This is a genomic window from Streptomyces sp. NPDC031426, assembly GCF_055581585.1.
In genome coordinates this window covers 447,385-465,318 of the sequence record NZ_JBVIJE010000006.1, presented here as the reverse complement: position 1 = coordinate 465,318, position 17,934 = coordinate 447,385, and the positions used below count along the sequence as shown (strand labels likewise).

The 17,934-nt window shown below is 72.2% G+C and carries 15 protein-coding genes; 6 read left to right on the top strand and 9 right to left on the bottom strand.

Going from position 1 to position 17,934, the window contains the following annotated elements:
• A partial coding sequence (locus tag ACZ5NH_RS15355) for a sensor histidine kinase (RefSeq protein WP_468775505.1) occupies positions 1-2,641 on the bottom strand: 2,641 nt, incomplete at its 3' end.
• Positions 2,642-3,025: 384 nt separating this feature from the next.
• Between ACZ5NH_RS15355 and ACZ5NH_RS15350 the strand changes: the two genes are divergently transcribed.
• Positions 3,026-3,814, top strand: coding sequence for a protein phosphatase 2C domain-containing protein (locus ACZ5NH_RS15350; protein ID WP_468775419.1), 789 nt, complete (start codon positions 3,026-3,028; stop codon positions 3,812-3,814).
• Positions 3,815-4,012: 198 nt separating this feature from the next.
• Here the strand turns inward: ACZ5NH_RS15350 and ACZ5NH_RS15345 are convergent, their stop codons facing one another.
• Positions 4,013-4,504, bottom strand: coding sequence for a MarR family winged helix-turn-helix transcriptional regulator (locus tag ACZ5NH_RS15345; RefSeq protein WP_388620810.1), 492 nt, complete (start codon positions 4,502-4,504; stop codon positions 4,013-4,015).
• A 235-nt stretch (positions 4,505-4,739) separates the two neighbouring features.
• Between ACZ5NH_RS15345 and ACZ5NH_RS15340 the strand changes: the two genes are divergently transcribed.
• Positions 4,740-5,582 carry a lysozyme gene (locus ACZ5NH_RS15340; RefSeq protein WP_468775417.1) on the top strand — a complete coding sequence of 281 codons (843 nt, stop codon included), beginning with the start codon at positions 4,740-4,742 and terminating at the stop codon, positions 5,580-5,582.
• A 22-nt stretch (positions 5,583-5,604) separates the two neighbouring features.
• Here the strand turns inward: ACZ5NH_RS15340 and ACZ5NH_RS15335 are convergent, their stop codons facing one another.
• A complete protein-coding gene (locus ACZ5NH_RS15335; RefSeq protein WP_450981211.1) occupies positions 5,605-5,811 on the bottom strand; it encodes a response regulator transcription factor in 207 nt (68 codons plus the stop codon).
• A 196-nt stretch (positions 5,812-6,007) separates the two neighbouring features.
• On the opposite strand from ACZ5NH_RS15335, the gene ACZ5NH_RS15330 reads away from it, so the two are divergent.
• Positions 6,008-8,374 (top strand): ATP-binding SpoIIE family protein phosphatase, encoded by a 2,367-nt coding sequence (locus ACZ5NH_RS15330; protein WP_468775415.1) that lies wholly within the window; start codon positions 6,008-6,010, stop codon positions 8,372-8,374.
• 1 nt (position 8,375) lies between these two features.
• On the opposite strand, the gene ACZ5NH_RS15325 is transcribed toward ACZ5NH_RS15330, so the two are convergent.
• The 6 genes from ACZ5NH_RS15325 to ACZ5NH_RS15300 all read right to left on the bottom strand — a co-directional run bounded on the left by ACZ5NH_RS15325 (position 8,376) and on the right by ACZ5NH_RS15300 (position 14,834).
• Positions 8,376-8,888, bottom strand: a complete 513-nt coding sequence (locus ACZ5NH_RS15325) for a hypothetical protein (RefSeq protein WP_468775413.1) — start codon at positions 8,886-8,888, stop codon at positions 8,376-8,378.
• 35 nt (positions 8,889-8,923) lie between these two features.
• Positions 8,924-9,379: a DUF1153 domain-containing protein gene (locus ACZ5NH_RS15320; protein WP_468775411.1), complete on the bottom strand. Its 456-nt coding sequence runs from the start codon at positions 9,377-9,379 to the stop codon at positions 8,924-8,926.
• Positions 9,380-9,495: 116 nt separating this feature from the next.
• On the bottom strand, positions 9,496-10,092 hold the full coding sequence (locus ACZ5NH_RS15315) for a hypothetical protein (protein WP_468775409.1): 597 nt from the start codon (positions 10,090-10,092) through the stop codon (positions 9,496-9,498).
• Positions 10,093-10,337: 245 nt separating this feature from the next.
• Complete coding sequence (locus ACZ5NH_RS15310; protein ID WP_468775407.1) at positions 10,338-11,288, bottom strand: serine/threonine-protein kinase; 951 nt, start codon at positions 11,286-11,288, stop codon at positions 10,338-10,340.
• 152 nt (positions 11,289-11,440) lie between these two features.
• A complete protein-coding gene (lon, locus tag ACZ5NH_RS15305; RefSeq protein ID WP_468775406.1) occupies positions 11,441-13,861 on the bottom strand; it encodes an endopeptidase La in 2,421 nt (806 codons plus the stop codon).
• Positions 13,862-14,009: 148 nt separating this feature from the next.
• Positions 14,010-14,834 (bottom strand): rhomboid-like protein, encoded by an 825-nt coding sequence (locus tag ACZ5NH_RS15300; protein WP_388620793.1) that lies wholly within the window; start codon positions 14,832-14,834, stop codon positions 14,010-14,012.
• A 196-nt stretch (positions 14,835-15,030) separates the two neighbouring features.
• Here ACZ5NH_RS15300 and ACZ5NH_RS15295 point away from each other — a divergent pair, with 196 nt between their 5' ends.
• From ACZ5NH_RS15295 to ACZ5NH_RS15285, 3 genes are all read left to right on the top strand, one after another.
• Entirely contained in the window at positions 15,031-15,708 is a 678-nt protein-coding gene (locus ACZ5NH_RS15295) for a spermine/spermidine synthase domain-containing protein (RefSeq protein WP_388620791.1), read from the top strand.
• 113 nt (positions 15,709-15,821) lie between these two features.
• Positions 15,822-16,562 carry a response regulator transcription factor gene (locus tag ACZ5NH_RS15290; protein ID WP_351623052.1) on the top strand — a complete coding sequence of 247 codons (741 nt, stop codon included), beginning with the start codon at positions 15,822-15,824 and terminating at the stop codon, positions 16,560-16,562.
• Complete coding sequence (locus tag ACZ5NH_RS15285) at positions 16,559-17,674, top strand: HAMP domain-containing sensor histidine kinase (RefSeq protein WP_388620789.1); 1,116 nt, start codon at positions 16,559-16,561, stop codon at positions 17,672-17,674. The genes ACZ5NH_RS15290 and ACZ5NH_RS15285 overlap by 4 nt, the downstream gene beginning before the upstream one ends.
• The last annotated feature ends 260 nt before the right edge of the window (positions 17,675-17,934 follow it).

Here is a 17,934-nt window from a genome sequence, read left to right as displayed (position 1 = left end):
CGTCCCGCACCGTATCCCCGGCCGAGCCACCGCGCACCCCGAGCGAGTCATCGGCCGAGCCACCGAAGGCGTCCCGCGCCGCGTCACCGGCCGGCCCCCCGAAAGCATCCCGCACCGTATCCCCGGCCGAGCCACCGCGCACCCCGAGCGAGTCATCGGCCGGACCACCGAAGGCGTCCCGCGCCGCGTCACCGGCCGGCCCTCCGAAGGCATCCCGCACCGATTCCCCGGTCCGCACGCTGAAGGCGTCCCGCGTCGCGTGCTCCGTCGAGCCGGTGGGGGCGAGGGGGTTCTCCGTGTCGGTCAGGTCGCCGTAGGCGGTCCTGGTCTGGGCCGTGGGTGCCGTTGGTTCCGCTGACGGGGCGGGCTCGACAGCGTCGGACTTCGTCCTGGTGTCGGAGACCTGTGCCACCGCTCGTTCCGCCAGGGCGACCAGGGGGTCGGTGTCCTTGGTGCGGCCGTGGAGGACGTTGGAGTTGGCCTCGGCGTCGGCGCCGGGGAGGGAGAAGGTGCCCGTGGTGCTCGCGGACGAGGCCTGTGGGGGCAGGGCGGTGGGCGGGGCCTCACTGAGCAGGGTGGCCGGGAGGACGACCACCGCGGCGATGCCGCCCTGCTTCTGCTCACGCAGCTGCACCCGGACACCGTGACGGTGGGCGAGGCGGGCGACGACGTACAGGCCGAGGCCGAGGCCGGCGTCGCCCTCGTTGTCGTAGTGGCTCTCGGAGTCGAAGTCGCTCAGGCGGGCGTTGAGCAGGTCCAGGCGGTCGGCCGCCATGCCGATGCCCTCGTCCTGGACGGAGAGCATCACCTCGCCGCTCTCCAGCAGCCAGCCGGAGAGCTCGACGGGCACGTCCGGCGGGGAGAACGACGTGGCGTTCTCCATCAGCTCGGCCAGCAGGTGGGACAGGTCGTCCGCCGCGAAGCCCGCCACATGCGCGTGCGGGGGAAGCGCCGCGATCCGGACCCGCTCGTAGCGCTCGATCTCGCTGACGCCCGCCCGGACCACGTCGACCAGCGGCACCGGGCCGTGGTGCTGCTGGACGTGCTCGGCGCCGGCCAGCACCAGGAGGTTCTCGCTGTGGCGGCGCATGACCGTGGCGAAGTGGTCCAGCTTGAAGAGCGTGGCGAGGCGGTCGGGGTCCTGTTCGCGTTCCTCCAGGCCCTCGATGACCGCGAGCTGGCGTTCGACCAGGCCGAGGGTGCGCAGGGCCAGGTTGACGAACGTGCCGCCGATGCTGGTGCGCAGCCGCTCCAGCTGGGCGGCGGACTCGGCGAGTTCGGCGCGGAGTTCCTCGCGGGCGTCGGCCATCTTCTGGCGCTGGCCGACCAGGTGCTTGCGGTCCGTCTCCAGCGTGGCCACGCGCTCGTGCAGGGCCGCAGCGTGCCCGTGCAGGGCGTTGACCGAGCGGACGACCTGGGCGAACTCGTCGTTGCGGCCGGTGAAGGCGATCGGCTCCTGGGACGCCGGGTCGCCGGACTCCGCCAGGCGGGCCGAGCCGCGGCGCAGCACCGACAGGGGGCGGGTCAGCGTGCGGGCCATGGCCGTGGCCAGGCCGACCGCGACCAGCATGAGCGCACCGAGCACGGCGATGCGGATCTCCAGCGCCGTGACGTCGTCGTCGCGGAGTTTCGCCAGGTCCTTGGTGCGGTGGTCGTAGAGGGCCGACTCCGCGCCGCGCATCTCGTCGACGCGGGCGGACAGGGCCGCGTCCAGCTTCTTGGTGCTGGTGGTCAGCTCGCTGTCGGCCAGCGTCGGCTGGTCGGTGAGCGTGGCGAGGTACTTCTCGGCCGAGTTGACCTCGGGGCCGGTGACCGTGGAGTCGTAGGAGTCGACGGCCGCCTTGGGCGCGGTCGCGCGGAAGTCGGCGAGGGCGGCGTCGGCGCGCAGCCGGGCCTGCTGGGCGGCGGCGGTCAGTCGGTCGCGCTGTTTCCGGTCGGCCTCGGAGGTGGTGGAGGTCGTGGTGGGCAGCCCGGTGACGGGGCTGATCACCGTCCGGGTGGTGGACGGCACGTTCAGCGCGGCGAGCAGCAGGCCGCGGGCGGCGGCGGACTGCTGGACGGCGGTGTCCAGCTCGGCGAGCGCATGGGCGCCGGAGCCGGCCCGCGGGGGTGTCCGATCGGCCAGCTGCTCGGCGAGGCGGTGCAGCTCGGTGATGGCCGCCGAGTACGCCTGGTGGGCCTGGAGGGCCGTGGTCTTGCCGGTGAGGGCGGCCCGGCGGACGGCGGCGATGCCGTCGAGGTCGCCGCGCAGGCTCGCCGGGGTGTCGCCCTCGGCGCGCAGGTCCTCGACCTGGCGGTCGACGCGGGCGCTGCGGTCCTCGGAGGGGGCCTTGGACTCGGGGCGGCCCGCCGCGATGTAGGAGGTGACCTCGTCGCGCTCGTCGGCGAGGGAGTTCGCGAGGGCGAGGGCGTCCTGGGTGCGGCCGGCCAGCGTCACCAGGTCCTGGGAGTCACTGACGTCCTGGGAGGCGGTGAGCAGGGAGGGCACGCCGGCTCCCGCGACGGCGGCGGCCACCACGGCGACGGCGACGATCAGTCGGGTGCGCACATGGCTGGGGCGGCCGGTGCCCACGGGGGTCTGCGGTTCGGTCCCCGTGGGAGCCGTCTGCCTGCCTGTGCGCCGAGGCCGCTTCATCTGCACCGGTGCTCGCATTCCTGAACTCGACTAGCCAAGGACCCGGGTGGCACTCCGTCATCTCGGTGCCAAGTGGTGCGTACACCCGGTTCGTACGGTTCCCGACCCTCCCAGCGCCGGTGGGCAGTAGTCGCGCATCACCTGACCCGCCACCCGAAGGAGTGAACATCGGAGGGGAGTTGGCGGGCAAGTTCCTCTGGCCCGTGCGGTGCCCTTGCGCGGCACGCCGGTTGGACGAGCGGGGCAGGCTTTGGCAGTATTCGCCACCACGCCTTCCCGGAGTGGCTGATTCCATCCCAAAACAGGCGGCTGACCTGCGGGGTCGCACCAATACAGGGGCGGTTGCCAGCCTTTGGCGCATCCTGTGAAGGCCTCGTGCAGACTGGCTGAATGCGCACTGATCTCGTTTCGGAACCCGGTGACGCGAACCGGCCCAATGAGGACTTCGCCGCTGTCGGACTACCCGCTTCCGGACAGGGCGGTTGTGTGATCGTCCTGGACGGAGTGACTCCGCCACGGGGCGAGACGGGGTGTCTGCATTCCGTCCCCTGGTTCACCGCTCGGCTCGGTGGCGCGCTGACCGAACTGACCGTTTCGAGCGGAGATCTGACGCTGCCGGAGATTCTGTCGCGGGCGATCGGCCGCACCGCCGAGGCCCACGCGCGAACCTGTGAGCTTTCTCACCCGCGAACCCCCCAGGCAACCGTGGCCCTGGCCCGCTGGTCCGCCGAGACCGTCGAGTACCTGGTGCTGTCCGACTCCGCGCTGCTGCTGCAGGGCACCGACGGGACGGTCACTCCGGTCCTGGACGACCGGCTGGCCCGGCTCCCGCGCTCCGGGCTCGCCACGGACGCCGTGGTGGACGCCACCCTGCGCAACAAGGAGGGCGGGTTCTTCACGGCCGCCGCCGATCCCTCGGTGGCCGTGCGCGCGGTCGCCGGCACGGTGCCCCGGGGCGAGGTCCGTGCCGTGGCCGCGCTGACGGACGGCGCGACCCGCTGGACGGAGAAGTTCCACGAGGGCGACTGGCAGGCCCTGTTCGAGACGGTCGCGAAGCAGGGCGCCCGGTCACTGGTGGACCGGGTACGGGAACTGGAGACGGCGGACCGCGACCAGCGGGCGTTCCTGGGCCGGAGCAAGACACACGACGACGCGACGGTGGTGTACGCAGAGCTGTGATCCCTCCGGCCCGCGTCACGCTTCCACGCGGCCTCTTCGAGACGGCCGTTCCGCCCGCCCCCGTCCGCCCGACGCCGCCCGCCCGGCCTCTTCGGGCGGCCCGCCCCGCCCCGCCTGCTTCCGCCACCGCGTCCGCTCAGCCCCTTCCGCGCGCCGCCGTCCGCCCAGCCTGCTCCGCCCACCCCCTCCTGCGTGCCCCTACCTCTCCATGACCCCGTTCAGCTGATGCAGCAGCCGGGCCAGTTCCGCGACCTCGCGGCGGTCCCAGTGGGCGAGTTGGCGGACGTAGCGGGCGCGGCGGGCCTCGCGGACCTTGCCGACCCGGCCGCGGCCCTCCTCGGTCAGGGTGACGAGCCAGGCGCGGCCGTCGGCGGGGTCGGGTTCGCGGGCGATCAGGCCCAGCTCCTCCAAGGCACGCAGCTGGCGGGACATGGTGGCCTTGCCGACGCCGATGTAGCCGGCGAGCTCCGTGGCCCGCTGGCCGCCGCACTCGTCCAGCCGGATGAGCAGGCCGTACGCGGAGGACTCCAGGTCGGGATGGACCTCGCGGGCCATCTCGCCCTGGTTGGCCCGGGCCCGCCTGAGCAGTACGGTCAACTCCCGTTCCAGTGCCAGGAATTCCTGGTCTGCACCACTGGGCGTCATCTGCTGGGCGCCGCGATGTGCGTCGCCGTTTCCGTCCTCGTGCACGTCAGCACCCCTGCTCGGTTTCGCGTCCTGAAAGTTTCTGCCAAAAGTCGTCATTGCCGCAGCTCTGTAAGTATTTCGCAGGGCTAGACCAACGGCGGCGTCCGGACCCCCTTCCCCGTCGTCATCTACGTGCGTAGCTTCCTTACCAGGCAATTAATGGCATGCCCACGCCAGTGCGGCATCCGGTACACGGTCACAGCCACGTTCCCCCCACCCCACTCCCCGGAGGCACGTCATGCCCGTGCACAGACCCGGCTCCGACCACTCCGCCCGCTCCCCGCGCCCGCGCCCCCTCGCTGTCCTGGTCACGGCCCTGCTCGCGGCGCTCTCCCTGACCCTCCCGCTCACCTCCGCCCACGCCGCGAGCACGCACAGCCGCGGCTCCGCCTACATGGGCATGGGGGTCCTCGCGCACGACGGCCGGCACGGCACCCCGGCCTCCGGTGGCGTCACCCAGACCGAGGGCGTGGACGTCTCCGGCTACCAGGGCAACGTCGCCTGGTCGACCCTGTGGAACAGCGGGGTGCGCTGGGCGTACACGAAGGCGACGGAAGGCACGTACTACACGAACCCGTACTTCGCCCAGCAGTACAACGGCTCGTACAACATCGGCATGATCCGCGGCGCCTACCACTTCGCGACCCCGGACACCACCAGCGGCGCCACCCAGGCGAGCTACTTCGTCGGCCACGGCGGTGGCTGGTCCCGGGACGGCAAGACCCTGCCCGGCGCGCTCGACATCGAGTGGAACCCGTACGGCGCCGAGTGCTACGGCAAGACCGCGAGCCAGATGGTCAGCTGGATCGCCGACTTCCTGAACACCTACAAGTCCCTGACCGGCCGGGACGCCGTGATCTACACGGCCACCAGCTGGTGGAGCGACTGCACCGGCAACTACGGCGGCTTCGCGGTGAACAACCCGCTGTGGATCGCCCGCTACGCCTCGGACCCGGGGACGCTGCCGGCCGGCTGGTCGTACTACACGATGTGGCAGTACACCTCCTCCGGCCCGACCGTCGGCGACCACGACAAGTTCAACGGGGCGCTGGACCGGGTGCAGGCCCTGGCCAACGGCTGAGCCCTCACAGACCCCTGAGCCCTCACAGCCCCAGGGAAATCGCGATCCGTGTCAGCTCGGCCATGCTCGTGTGGCCGAGCTTGGCGCGGATGCGGCGCATGTAGGTGTCCACGGTGTGCCGGGACACGCCCATGGCGCGGGCCGTCTGGAGATAGGTGCGGCCCGCGGCGATATGTCGGAGCGTCTCCCGTTCGCGATCGGTCAGCGGCCGGGCCGTAACGCCAGTCATCGAGTCCTCCTTGTTGTCACCCCCCAGCAGGATGGGTAATGCCGGAATAAGGGCATTTGTCTCCTTCACGCCGGGCAACCCCCGACCGGTTGCGGACGCCCGCGGATTTCTTGCCGCGGCCCTGCGTTGGTGCTCCGCGCCGCCCGGGATCATGCTGGTCAGGAGAGCCTGCCGAGCAAGGGCGAGATGAGCGGCGATGGAGCGACAGTCGACGTACACGGCCACGGCCACCATCGATGAGCAGGGCATTCTCACCGCGTGGAGCGAAGGCGCCCGGCGGCTCCTCGGCTATGACGCTCCGGCCGTCGTCGGACGGCCCGCCACCGCGCTTCTCGCCACCGACGGCTCGGCGGCCCGCCGGATCCTCGCCGGCCGGGACCGCTGGAACGGCACCGTCCCGCTGCGGCACCGCGACGGCCGGCTGCTGGAACTGGGCGTGCTCGCGCACCGCCGGACCTCGGAAACCGGCGTCACCGACTGGCTGGTGGTGAGCGCCGTGACGGCCCGTGCGCAGCCGCCCCGGGGCGAACCGCTGGAGGAGTGGACGTTCCTGCAGTCCCCCTTCCCGCTGGCGATCTTCGACGCCGAGCTGCGGCTCGTGCGCGCCAACCGCCGGATGGAACACGCCCTCGCCCTGCCCGAGGCCGCGATGCGCGGACTCGGGCTGCCGCACATCGTGCCCGGCTCCGCGAGCGAGGAGGCCGACCGGTCGATGCGGCTCGCGCTGGAGACCGGCCGGCCGCAGGAGGCCCGGGCCCGGCTCGGCGCGGAACTGGGCCGAAGTGCCGTGCTCACCCCGCTGAAGGACGCCGACGGCCGGGTGCGCGCCGTCTGCCTGTCCACCCAGACACCCGCCCAGGACTCCGCCGCCCGGCAACGCACGTCCGCCGACAGCAGCTCGCGCGTCGGCATGGCCGCCGACCAGGCCCGCGCCGCGCAGGAGCTCGGCGAGGTCACCGTCCCCCGGCTCGCCGACGTCATGGCGGTCGACCTGCTCGACTCCCCCCGCGAGGCGGACGAGGAACCCGCCCCGCGGCCCGGCCCGGTCGTCCTGCGCCGCGCCGCGCTGCGCGCCATGCCCGACGGCGTCGGCCCGGCGTACGGCAGCGGCGTCGGTGAGGCCGTCGTCTACCCGCCGGACTCGCCCCCGGCCCGGTGTCTGACGGCCGGCCGGCCCCTGCTGTACGACACGGCGGACCCGCTCGTCGCCGAGTGGGCGGCGGTGGACCCGGGTGCGGCGTGGCTGCGCGCGTCCGGGGCGCGCTCACTGCTGGCGGTGCCGCTGCTCGCCCAGGGCAGCATGCTCGGGGTGGCGCTGTTCGGCCGGCGGCGCGGCCGCGAGCCGTTCGGCCCGGAGGATCTGCGGCTGGCCCAGGAGTTCACGGACAAGGCGGCCACCGGCATCCGGCAGGCGCGCTCCTACACCAAGACCCGCACCACGACCATGGCCCTCCAGCAGAGCCTGCTCCCGCACACGCTGCCCGACCAGGCGGCCCTGGAGATCGCCACCCGCTATCTGCCCGCCGCGACACGGGCCGGGGTGGGCGGCGACTGGTTCGACGTCATCCCGCTGTCCGGGGCGCGGGTGGCGCTGGTCGTGGGGGACGTGGTGGGCCACGGGATCCGCGCCTCGGCCACCATGGGCCGGCTGCGCACCGCCGTGCGCACCCTGGCCGACGTCGATCTGCCGGCCGACGAACTCCTCACCCACCTGGACGACCTGGTGCTGCGGCTCGCCGCCGACGAGGGCAGCACGGACCCGACCGCCGAGACCGCCGGCGGCATCGGCACCACCTGTCTGTACGCGGTCTACGACCCGGTCTCCCGCCGGTGCACCCTGGCCCGGGCCGGCCATCCGCCGCCCGCCGTGGTCACGCCGGACGGCACCGTGCGCTTCCTGGACGTGCCCGCGGGCCCGCCGCTCGGGCTCGGCGGGCTGCCGTTCGAGGCCACCGAGACCGAACTGCCCGAGGGCAGCCTGCTCGCCCTGTACACCGACGGGCTGTTCGAGGCCCGCGAGCACGACATCGACGAGGCGCTGGACAAGATGTTCGCCGCGCTCGTCCGGCCCGCGCGGTCACTGGACGCGGTCTGCGACCACGTGCTCACCGAGCTGCTGACCCATCGCCCCGACGACGACATCGCCCTGCTCGTCGCCCGCACCCGGGTCCTGCACGAGGACCGGGTCGCCGCCTGGGAGCTGCCGAGCGACCCCGAGGACGTCGCCCACGCCCGCCACCTGGCCTGCGCCCAGCTGTCCGCCTGGGGCCTGGACGAGGCCTCCTTCACCACCGAGCTGATGGTCAGCGAGCTGGTCACCAACGCCATCCGCTACGGCCGCCCGCCCATCCAGCTCCGGCTGATCCACCAGGACGCGACCCTGATCTGCGAGGTGTACGACTCCAGCGGCACCACCCCGCACATGCGGCGCGCCCGCATCTTCGACGAGGGCGGCCGGGGTCTGCTGCTGGTCGCCCAGCTCGCCGAACGCTGGGGCACCCGGCACGACCGGGTCGGCAAGACGGTGTGGGCGGAGCAGTCGGTCACCGAGGCCCCCGGCTGAGTCAGCCGTCGCCACCGTTGCCCCCGCGGCCGCCCTGACCGCTGGTCTCGCAGCCGACGCCGAGGCAGATCCCGCCGTTCCCGCCCCGCCCGCCGGCGCCGCCGTCGCCCCCGCCCACCGCGCCGCCGCCGTTCCCGCCGGCGCCGCCGTTGACGCTGCCCGAACAGACGCCGACGCAGATCCCGCCGTCGCCGCCCTTGCCGCCGTTCCGGCCCGGTGCGCCGGCGGTGCCGTCGCCGCCGTTGGCGCTGCCGTTGCAGAGCCCGGCGCAGATGCCGCCGCCCGCGCCCTTGGTGCCGTTGACGGTGCCGTTGCAGTCGCCCGCACAGATCGAGACGCCGATACGGACGCTGCCGTTGCCCACATGGACGCTGCTCAGGCTGGACGGGCTGCCGCCGGATCCACCGCCGACGGGGCCGGTGTCGGCCATCGCGGCGGGGGCCATCGCGCCCCCGGCGATCACCACGGTCGAGACCGCGAGACCGATACCGAATTTCCAGGAGTGGCTGCCCATGGGATTTTCCTTTCTCCGAACTTCTTCTCGGAACTTCAGTCCGTCTGCAGAAATGCGAGCCAGTCGCCGTTCAGGAGCTGCCGCTCCCATGTGCTGATCTCTTTCTCCGGGATCTTGTACTTCTTGGCCGCGTCGGCCTGGGTCACCCGGCCGGTCAGCACGGCCAGCGCGATCCGCGCCTTGTCCAGCCGCGAGAGATCCGACTTCGGCTTGTCGGGCAGGTCGTGGAGGTCGAGCGGGGAGCAGCCCGGCTTGCCCGGCTTGCCCGGCTTGCCCGGCTTGCCCGGCTCACCCGGCTTGCCGGGCGCGCCGCCCTTGCCGCCTTCGCCGCCCTCTCCGCAGTGCGAGGACGGATGGGCCGGCGCGGCCGCGTAGCCGCCGGGTACCGGGGCCGTGTGAGTGGCCGCCTGGGCGGCGCACGCGGTGGCGGTGACGAGAGCCACGGAGGCTGCCGCGAGGGTGAAGGGACGCCGCCAGGAGTTCATGGACATCGGGGGTCTCCTTTTCCGATCAGGGGTGTGGTGGGGCGTTTCATGTGCGGGCGCTGTGGCCCGGTCGGGGGTGGGGGCCGGGCGGCCCCCACCCCGTCGACGGTCACAGGAGACGGTCAGAAGAGGCTGGAGCCACCGGCCCCGCCGGAGCCGCCGGACCCGCCGAACAGGCCGCCGAAGCCGCCCTTGCCGCCCTTCCCGCCGCTACCGCCCTGGAAGACGCTGTCGCCGCCCTTGCCGCCGTTGCCGCCCTTGCCGCCGACGAGGGTGCCGTCGCCCCCGCCACCGCCGCTGCCGCCGCCACCGCCGGACAGGACGCCGAAGCCGCCGCCGCCACCGTCGCCGCCCTTGCCGCCGATGACGCCTTCGCCGCCGCCACCGCCGCCACCGCCGCCGCCACCGGCCAGGACGCCGTCGCCACCCTTGCCGCCCTGGCCACCGTCACCACCGGTGCCGAGGACGCTGCCGCCACCGGATCCACCGGCGCCACCGCCGCCACCGACCAGGCCGCCACCGCCGTCACCACCGGCTCCACCGGCGCCGCCACCGTGGACGAAGGCCACGGTCGAGGTGGGCATCGGGGCCGCCATCGCACTGGAGACGGGCAGGAGGACACCCCCGGTGACCAGCGCGGCGGAGGCGGCGAGGGTCGCGAAACGCAGACCTCGGCGCTTCGGACGGGCGTCGGCGTGGGTGTGAACGATACGAGTCATGAGCTTTCTCCCAATTACTGTGAGGATTTCCCGAGAGGGATTGCCGGAGGATTTCCGTTTCCCTCGGACCGCCTCATTTCCGTTCCGGTGAGGCCGTGCTTCAAGTAGGCCCGAACGGGAAATCGGGGTCACGTTCCGAGGACTCGGGACTTGACGCGCTCACAGGCGTCGGGTAAAGCCCGCGTAAGCGGCACAGATCAGCCGCGGCACAGATCAGCCGCGGCACGGATCAGCCGCGGCACGGATCAGCCGAGGAACCGCCGGGCCCAGGCAGGGGGCTCCGGCGGCGGGACCAGGTCCACCAGGGTCGGCGTACGGCGGCGGGGCACACAGTCGGCGACGGCCGCCCGCAGGGCCGCGACGAACTCCAGACAGGTGCCGTGACGGTCGTCCGGGGCCTTCGCCAGGGCCTTGTGCAGCACCTCGTCGGCGGCCGGCGGAATGTCCGGCCGCTCCTTGCTGAGCTCGGGCGGCGGGTCGTACTGGTGCGCCCACAGCAGTTCCAGGTGGTCCTCGCGCCGGAAGGGCGGGGCGCCCGTGAGCATCTCGTGGACCACACAGGCCAGGCTGTACTGGTCGGCCCGGCCGTCCACCGGGCGCCCGGCGATCCGCTCGGGCGCCACGTAGTCGAGGGTGCCGACGAACTCGCCCGCGGTGGTGAAACCGGTGAGCGACAGCGACTTCTTGGCCAGCCCGAAGTCGGTGAGATAGACGTGCTCGGGGTGGTCGCTGTCGACGACCTTGGCGATCAGGACGTTGCCGGGTTTGACGTCCCGGTGCACCAGGTCGCGCGCGTGGGCCGCGTCCAGGGCGGAGGCCAGCTGGGCCGCGATGCGCAGCGCGACCGGCACCGCCAACGGGCCCTCCCGGTCGATCAGGGCGCGCAGGTCCTGCCCGGAGACGTAGCACATGGCGATGTAGAGGACCCCGTCGAACTCGCCGGCCTCGAAGACGGGGACGATGTTGGGGTGGTCGATGGCGGCGGCCACCCGGGACTCCTGGGCGAAGCGGCGGCGGAAGGCGTCGTTCCTGGTGTACTCGGGGGCGAGCAGCTTGAGGGCGACCGTCCGGCCGAGGCGCAGGTCCCTGGCGCGGTAGACGACGGCCATCCCACCGCGACCGAGTTCGCGCTCCACCTTGTAGCCCGCGATCTCGGCCCCGATCAGACCGGAGGGGGTCTTGGGGGGCCAACTCACGCCTGAATTCTATCGAGCCATCCCGATATAAGCGCAATACGAAGATCCTCGTACGATCCCCTGTGATCCCCCCATGCCCGCCCCTGCGAGCACATGGCGAAGGCCCGGGCCTCCCTCACGGGACCCGGGCCTCGCCTTTCCCATGGCGTCCGTCACGCCGCCACGGGAACCTCCGGCGTCGCGCCGTTCGTCGCGGGCGCGAGTGCCAGTTCCAGGACCTGGCGGACATCGGTCACGGTGTGGACGTCGAGCTTGTCCAGCACCTCGGCCGGGACGTCGTCCAGGTCGGGCTCGTTGCGCTTGGGGATGATCACGATGGTCACCCCGGCGCGGTGGGCGGCGAGCAGCTTCTGCTTGACGCCGCCGATGGGCAGCACCCGGCCGGTCAGCGAGACCTCGCCGGTCATCGCCACGTCCGTACGGACCAGCCGCCCGGACAGCAGGGACGCGAGAGCCGTCGTCATCGTGATGCCGGCGCTCGGGCCGTCCTTCGGGACCGCGCCCGCCGGGAAGTGGATGTGCACGCCCCGGTCCTTCAAGTCGCCGACGGGCAGCTCCAGTTCGGCGCCGTGGCTGCGCAGGAAGCTCAGCGCGATCTGCGCCGACTCCTTCATCACGTCACCGAGCTGACCGGTCAGGGTCAGGCCCGCCGCGCCCGTCTCCGGGTCGGCCAGGGACGCCTCCACGAAGAGCACGTCACCGCCGGCGCCGGTGACCGCGAGACCGGTCGCCACGCCGGGGACGGACGTACGACGCTCGGCCGGGTCCTGGGCGGACTCGGGCACGTGGTGCGGGCGCCCGATCAGGTCGCGCAGGTCGGCGTCCGTCACGGTGAACGGCAGCTCCCGCTCACCCAGTTCGTGCTGGGCCGCGACCTTGCGGAGCAGGCGGGCGATGGACCGCTCCAGGGTGCGCACGCCCGCCTCCCGGGTGTACTCGCCGGCCAGCTTGCGCAGGGCGCTCTCGTCCAGAGCGACCTCGTCCGTACCGAGTCCCGCCCGCTCCAGCTGGCGCGGGAGCAGGTGGTCACGGGCGATGACGACCTTCTCGTCCTCGGTGTAGCCGTCCAGACGGACGATCTCCATACGGTCGGCGAGCGCCTCCGGGATGGCCTCCAGGACATTGGCCGTGGCCAGGAAGACCACGTCCGACAGGTCGAGTTCGACCTCCAGGTAGTGGTCCCGGAAGGTGTGGTTCTGCGCCGGGTCCAGGACTTCGAGCAGGGCCGCGGCCGGGTCGCCGCGGAAGTCGGAGCCCACCTTGTCGATCTCGTCCAGCAGGACCACCGGGTTCATCGACCCGGCCTCCTTGACCGCCCGTACGATCCGGCCGGGCAGCGCGCCGACATAGGTACGGCGGTGGCCGCGGATCTCCGCCTCGTCGCGGACGCCGCCGAGGGCGACGCGGACGAACTTGCGGCCCATGGCGTGCGCGACCGACTCACCGAGGCTGGTCTTGCCGACGCCGGGCGGGCCGACCAGGGCCAGTACGGCACCGCCGCGCCGGCCGCCGATGACGCCGAGCCCGCGGTCGCTGCGGCGCTTGCGGACCGCGAGGTACTCGGTGATGCGCTCCTTCACGTCCTGGAGGCCCGCGTGCTCGGCGTCCAGGATCGCCTTGGCGCCCTGGATGTCGTACGCGTCCTCGGTCCGCTCGTTCCAGGGCATCTCCAGGACGGTGTCCAGCCAGGTGCGGATCCAGGAGCCCTCCGGGGACTGGTCGCTGGACCGCTCCAGCTTGTCGACCTCCTTGAGCGCGGCCTCGCGGACCTTCTCCGGCAGGTCGGCGGCCTCGACGCGGGCGCGGTAGTCGTCGGACTCCTCGCCTTCCTGATCGCCGTTCAGCTCGCGCAGTTCCTTGCGGACGGCCTCCAGCTGACGACGCAGCAGGAACTCGCGCTGCTGCTTGTCGACGCCCTCCTGGACGTCCTTGGCGATGGTCTCGGCCACCTCCTGCTCGGCGAGGTGGTCGCGGAGCTGCTGCGTGGCGAGCTTGAGCCGGGCCACCGGGTCGGGGGTCTCCAGCAGTTCGACCTTCTGTTCGGTGGTGAGGAACGGCGAGTAGCCGGAGTTGTCGGCGAGCGCGGAGACGTCGTCGATGGCCTGGACGCGGTCCACGACCTGCCAGGCGCCGCGCTTCTTCAGCCAGGTGGTGGCGAGCGCCTTGTACTCCTTGACGAGGTCGGCGACCTGGCCCGGCAGCGGGTCCGGCACGCTCTCGTCGATGCGGGCGCCCTCGACCCACAGGGCCGCGCCGGGACCGGTGGTGCCGGCGCCGATGCGCACACGGCTCCGGCCGCGGATCAGAGCCCCCGGGTCACCGTCGGCCAGCCGGCCGACCTGCTCGACCGTGCCCAGCACACCGGTCTTCGCGTACGTGCCGTCGATGCGTGGCACCAGCAGCACCCTGGGCTTGCCCGGTTCCGACCGGGCGGCGGCCTGCGCGGCCTCCACCGCGGCCCGTACCTCGGCGTCGCTCAGGTCCAGCGGAACCACCATGCCGGGCAGCACGACCTCGTCGTCGAGCGGCAGCACGGGCAGGACGAGCGTGAACGCCGTGGACTCAGTAGCCATGATCTCCCCTTCGGCAGTCAAGTTGAGCTATGCCGACTCAACTGCTGGGGATGGGCTGGTGTTCCCCCTGCTTGTTCGCTCTCAGCGATCAAGTTCTCCCAAGGGGGTGCCGTGGAAGGTGCGTTCGCGGGTGCGGGTGCGTGGGCCCCTATCGGGGCGCTTCAGCCCACCGGCGCACGAAAGGCCAGCTCGCCACACCTATCGTCAGCGCGATCACGTGGCCCCAGTTCGTCATCGGATCCTCCAGGGCGATCAGGTCGCCGATGAGCTCGGCGGCCGTCACGGTGAGGAGGGGCCAGCGCAGCCAGGGGCGCAGGAGCCCCGCCAGCGAACCGATGCTGGCCGCGACGCCGAAGCTGATGCCGTAGTCGAGGCGGTGCAGTGAGGTGGGCGGGAGGTGGCCGACCAGGACGGCCAGGCCCACGGGGATCTCGGTGGCGAGTGTGGCCAGGACGTGCCCGGCGAGGAAGACACAGGCCGCACGCGCGCCGCCTATCCGCCGCTCCAGCGCGGTGAGCACCAGCACGAACGCCAGCGCGTACGGGGAGAGGACCCCGCCCGCGATCCACAGTGCGCTCGCCGGCAGCACCACCCCCGGCGTGCGCACCAGATGGGCCACGTCCGTGCTGGAGTCCTGGTAGAGCGCGTGCATCACGGCGGGGTCGGCCAGGGCCGCGACCACGGAGGTGACGGCAAGCACGGCCGTGTAGGCGAAGGTGAACGGCGTGCCGGCGGGAGTGGGCAGCAGGCGCCACGGCCGCGGGAGCGGAAACGGAAGCCGCAGCGGTGCGGTCGGGCGCGGGTCGGTGAAGGCGGGTCCGGGAGCGGGGAGCGGGGCATGCCGCTGACGTGGCATGCCGTCCAGCAGGTCCGCGATCGCGGGGACCGGGACGGCGGCGGTGCCGTCCGGCTGGGGCACGCCCGGCAGGGGCGGGGACGCGGCCGTCGCAGGGCCCGTCGCGGTCCGTTCCACGCTGTGGCACTCCTTCCGTCGCGCCCAACCCTTCGGGTTCCGGGGGCCGCTGTCTATGACCGACGCCACGCGAGACCCGATTCACAGCAACCTCCTACGTTCCGGCTGCGTCCGCGCCCCGCACCGCAAGGGTGCACATCAGTGCGACATCCCTAATTCCCGTGCAGGTCAAGGCGTGTTCAAGGAATATGGGTGCATGACTGCCGCGTACGACTCCCCCGTGGTCCTCGACCGGCGCGACGGCCCGTACGGCGAGGTGGTGCTGCGCCGGCACGGCGCGCTGTTGCAGATCATCGCCAACGGCTGCTTCCTGATGGACACCTCCGACGGGCGCTCGGAGCGGCTGCTGGTCGACGCCGCACACCGGGCGCTGGACGGGCGGCCGGAGCCGAAGGTACTGATCGGCGGGCTGGGAGTGGGATTCTCACTCGCACATGCAGCGGCGGACCCCCGGTGGGGCCGGATCACCGTCGTCGAGCGGGAACCCGCCGTCATCGACTGGCACCGGGACGGCCCGCTGGCGGAGATCTCCGCCGCAGCGCTCGGCGACCCGCGCACCGAGATCGTGCAGGACGATTTCGTGGCGTTCGTCAATGAGACATCCGACACGTTCGACGCGCTCTGCCTGGACATCGACAACGGCCCCGGCTGGACCGTCACGGACGACAACCACACGCTGTACTCACCGGCCGGACTGGCCGCCTGCGCAAGGGTGTTGAACCCCAAGGGAGTGCTCGCGGTATGGTCCGCCGAACCCTCTCCGGAATTTGAAGGAAGCTTGCGGAATGCCGGGTTCCAGCAGGTGCGTACCGAAGAGGTGCCCGTTGCCCGGGGCGTTCCGGACGCCGTGCACCTCGCCCTCCGCCCTGGATAGCGACAGGATGGTGGATCCCCGTAATGTGCTGCCCTGACGCGGATCATTCAAGCGTCAATCGCAGACATGGGATCACCCCACGGGTTCCGGAAAGCAACAAGCAGGGGCGGGCGATGGAGCAGACACACACCTCCCAGAGCGGCGCGGCGACGACCACCCCGGGCGCACAGCGCCGGGTGCTGGTCGTCGAGGACGATCCCACGATCGTCGACGCCATCGCGGCCCGGCTGCGCGCCGAGGGATTTCTCGTACAGACCGCGACGGACGGCCCGGCCGCCGTCGACACGGCCGAGGCCTGGCAGCCGGATCTGCTGATCCTCGACATCATGCTGCCGGGCTTCGACGGACTGGAGGTCTGCCGGCGGGTGCAGGCACAGCGCCCGGTGCCGGTGCTGATGCTGACCGCGCGTGACGACGAGACGGACATGCTGGTCGGTCTCGGGGTCGGCGCGGACGACTACATGACCAAGCCGTTCTCGATGCGGGAGCTGGCCGCGCGGGTGCATGTGCTGCTGCGCCGGGTGGAGCGGGCGGCACTGGCCGCGGCCACCCCGCGCTCCGGCATCCTGCGGCTCGGCGAACTGGAGATCGACCACGCACAGCGCCGGGTGCGGGTGAAGTCCGAGGACGTCCACCTCACGCCCACCGAGTTCGACCTGCTGGTGTGCCTGGCGAACACCCCGCGCGCGGTGCTCTCCCGGGAGCAGCTGCTGGCCGAGGTGTGGGACTGGGCCGACGCCTCCGGCACCCGTACGGTCGACAGCCACATCAAGGCGCTGCGCCGGAAGATCGGCGCCGAGCGGATCCGTACGGTGCACGGCGTCGGCTACGCACTGGAGACGCCGACTCCATGAGCGGTGACGGGCGGCAGGCCGCACGGAGGAGCCCCGGGGAGGATCCCTGGGGCGGCGTACGCCCGTTCTCGATCAAGACCAAGCTGGGCGCGCTGGTCGTCATCGCGGTGCTGATCACCACCGGACTGTCGATCGTCGCGGTGCACACCAAGACCGAGCTGCGCTTCATCACGGTCTTCTCGATGATCGCCACCCTGCTGATCACGCAGTTCGTGGCCCACTCGCTGACCATGCCGCTGGACGAGATGAACGCGGTGGCACGGTCGATCTCCGAGGGCGACTACACCCGCAGGGTGAGCGAGGGCCGCCGGGACGAGCTGGGCGACCTGGCCGGGACGATCAACGTCATGGCGGACGAGCTGGAGGCCCAGGACCGCCAGCGCAAAGAGCTGGTCGCGAATGTCTCCCATGAGCTGCGCACCCCCATCGCGGGCCTGCGCGCGGTGCTGGAGAACATCGTCGACGGGGTCACCGAGGCCGACCCCGAGACCATGCGGACGGCCCTGAAGCAGACCGAGCGGCTCGGCCGGCTCGTGGAGACCCTGCTCGACCTGTCCCGGCTCGACAACGGCGTCGTACCGCTGAAGATGCGGCGCTTCGAGGTGTGGCCGTACCTCTCGGGCGTGCTGAAGGAGGCCAACATGGTGGCCTCGGCGCGCGCGGGCATCGCCTCCGGCTCCGGCAGCCACACGCGCAGCGACGTCCATCTGCACCTGGACGTCTCCCCGCCGGAGCTGACCGCGCACGCGGATCCCGAGCGCATCCACCAGGTCGTCGCCAACCTGATCGACAACGCGGTCAAGCACAGCCCGCCGCACGGCCGGGTGACGGTGCGGGCGCGGCGCGGGCCGCAGCCGGAGTCGCTGGAGCTGGAGATCCTGGACGAGGGCCCCGGCATACCGCGGTCGGAGTGGCACCGGGTGTTCGAGCGGTTCAACCGGGGCGCGGTGACCCGGCCGCACGGCCCGGGCAGCGACGGCGGCACCGGACTCGGTCTGGCGATCGCCCGCTGGGCGGTGGATCTGCACGGCGGCCGGATCGGTGTGGCCGAATCCGAGCGGGGCTGCCGGATCATCGTCACTCTCCCGGGAGAGTCCTCCGTCCCAAGTTGACGTAAAGTTCGGACCGGAGACACAAGATCCACGAGCGTCCGCGCCATTGCCGTGCAGCTGGACACGTGTGATCAGGAGCAGGCCCGCGCGACCGGTCGGACGAAGGCGCGCCGGGCCGGGGCCGGTGCACCCTCTCACATGCGGAACCACGCTTGTTTCCCGCCATATCAAGCCCTGAAACAAGATTTCCGATGTGACTTACGCGACGATGACCTTGCTCGACCTGACCTTCCCGGCCATGGAGGCGTAGCCTTAATTCC

Excerpts from the sequence above, each read along its gene's own strand:
- ACZ5NH_RS15315 (WP_468775409.1), bottom strand. The coding sequence starts at position 10,092 with ATGACTCGTATCGTTCACACCCACGCCGACGCCCGTCCGAAGCGCCGA.
- ACZ5NH_RS15350 (WP_468775419.1), top strand. The coding sequence starts at position 3,026 with ATGCGCACTGATCTCGTTTCGGAACCCGGTGACGCGAACCGGCCCAAT.
- ACZ5NH_RS15285 (WP_388620789.1), top strand. The coding sequence starts at position 16,559 with ATGAGCGGTGACGGGCGGCAGGCCGCACGGAGGAGCCCCGGGGAGGAT.
- ACZ5NH_RS15340 (WP_468775417.1), top strand. The coding sequence starts at position 4,740 with ATGCCCGTGCACAGACCCGGCTCCGACCACTCCGCCCGCTCCCCGCGC.
- ACZ5NH_RS15295 (WP_388620791.1), top strand. The coding sequence starts at position 15,031 with ATGACTGCCGCGTACGACTCCCCCGTGGTCCTCGACCGGCGCGACGGC.
- ACZ5NH_RS15330 (WP_468775415.1), top strand. The coding sequence starts at position 6,008 with ATGGAGCGACAGTCGACGTACACGGCCACGGCCACCATCGATGAGCAG.
- ACZ5NH_RS15325 (WP_468775413.1), bottom strand. The coding sequence starts at position 8,888 with ATGGGCAGCCACTCCTGGAAATTCGGTATCGGTCTCGCGGTCTCGACC.
- lon (WP_468775406.1), bottom strand. The coding sequence starts at position 13,861 with ATGGCTACTGAGTCCACGGCGTTCACGCTCGTCCTGCCCGTGCTGCCG.
- ACZ5NH_RS15335 (WP_450981211.1), bottom strand. The coding sequence starts at position 5,811 with ATGACTGGCGTTACGGCCCGGCCGCTGACCGATCGCGAACGGGAGACG.
- ACZ5NH_RS15290 (WP_351623052.1), top strand. The coding sequence starts at position 15,822 with ATGGAGCAGACACACACCTCCCAGAGCGGCGCGGCGACGACCACCCCG.
- ACZ5NH_RS15320 (WP_468775411.1), bottom strand. The coding sequence starts at position 9,379 with ATGTCCATGAACTCCTGGCGGCGTCCCTTCACCCTCGCGGCAGCCTCC.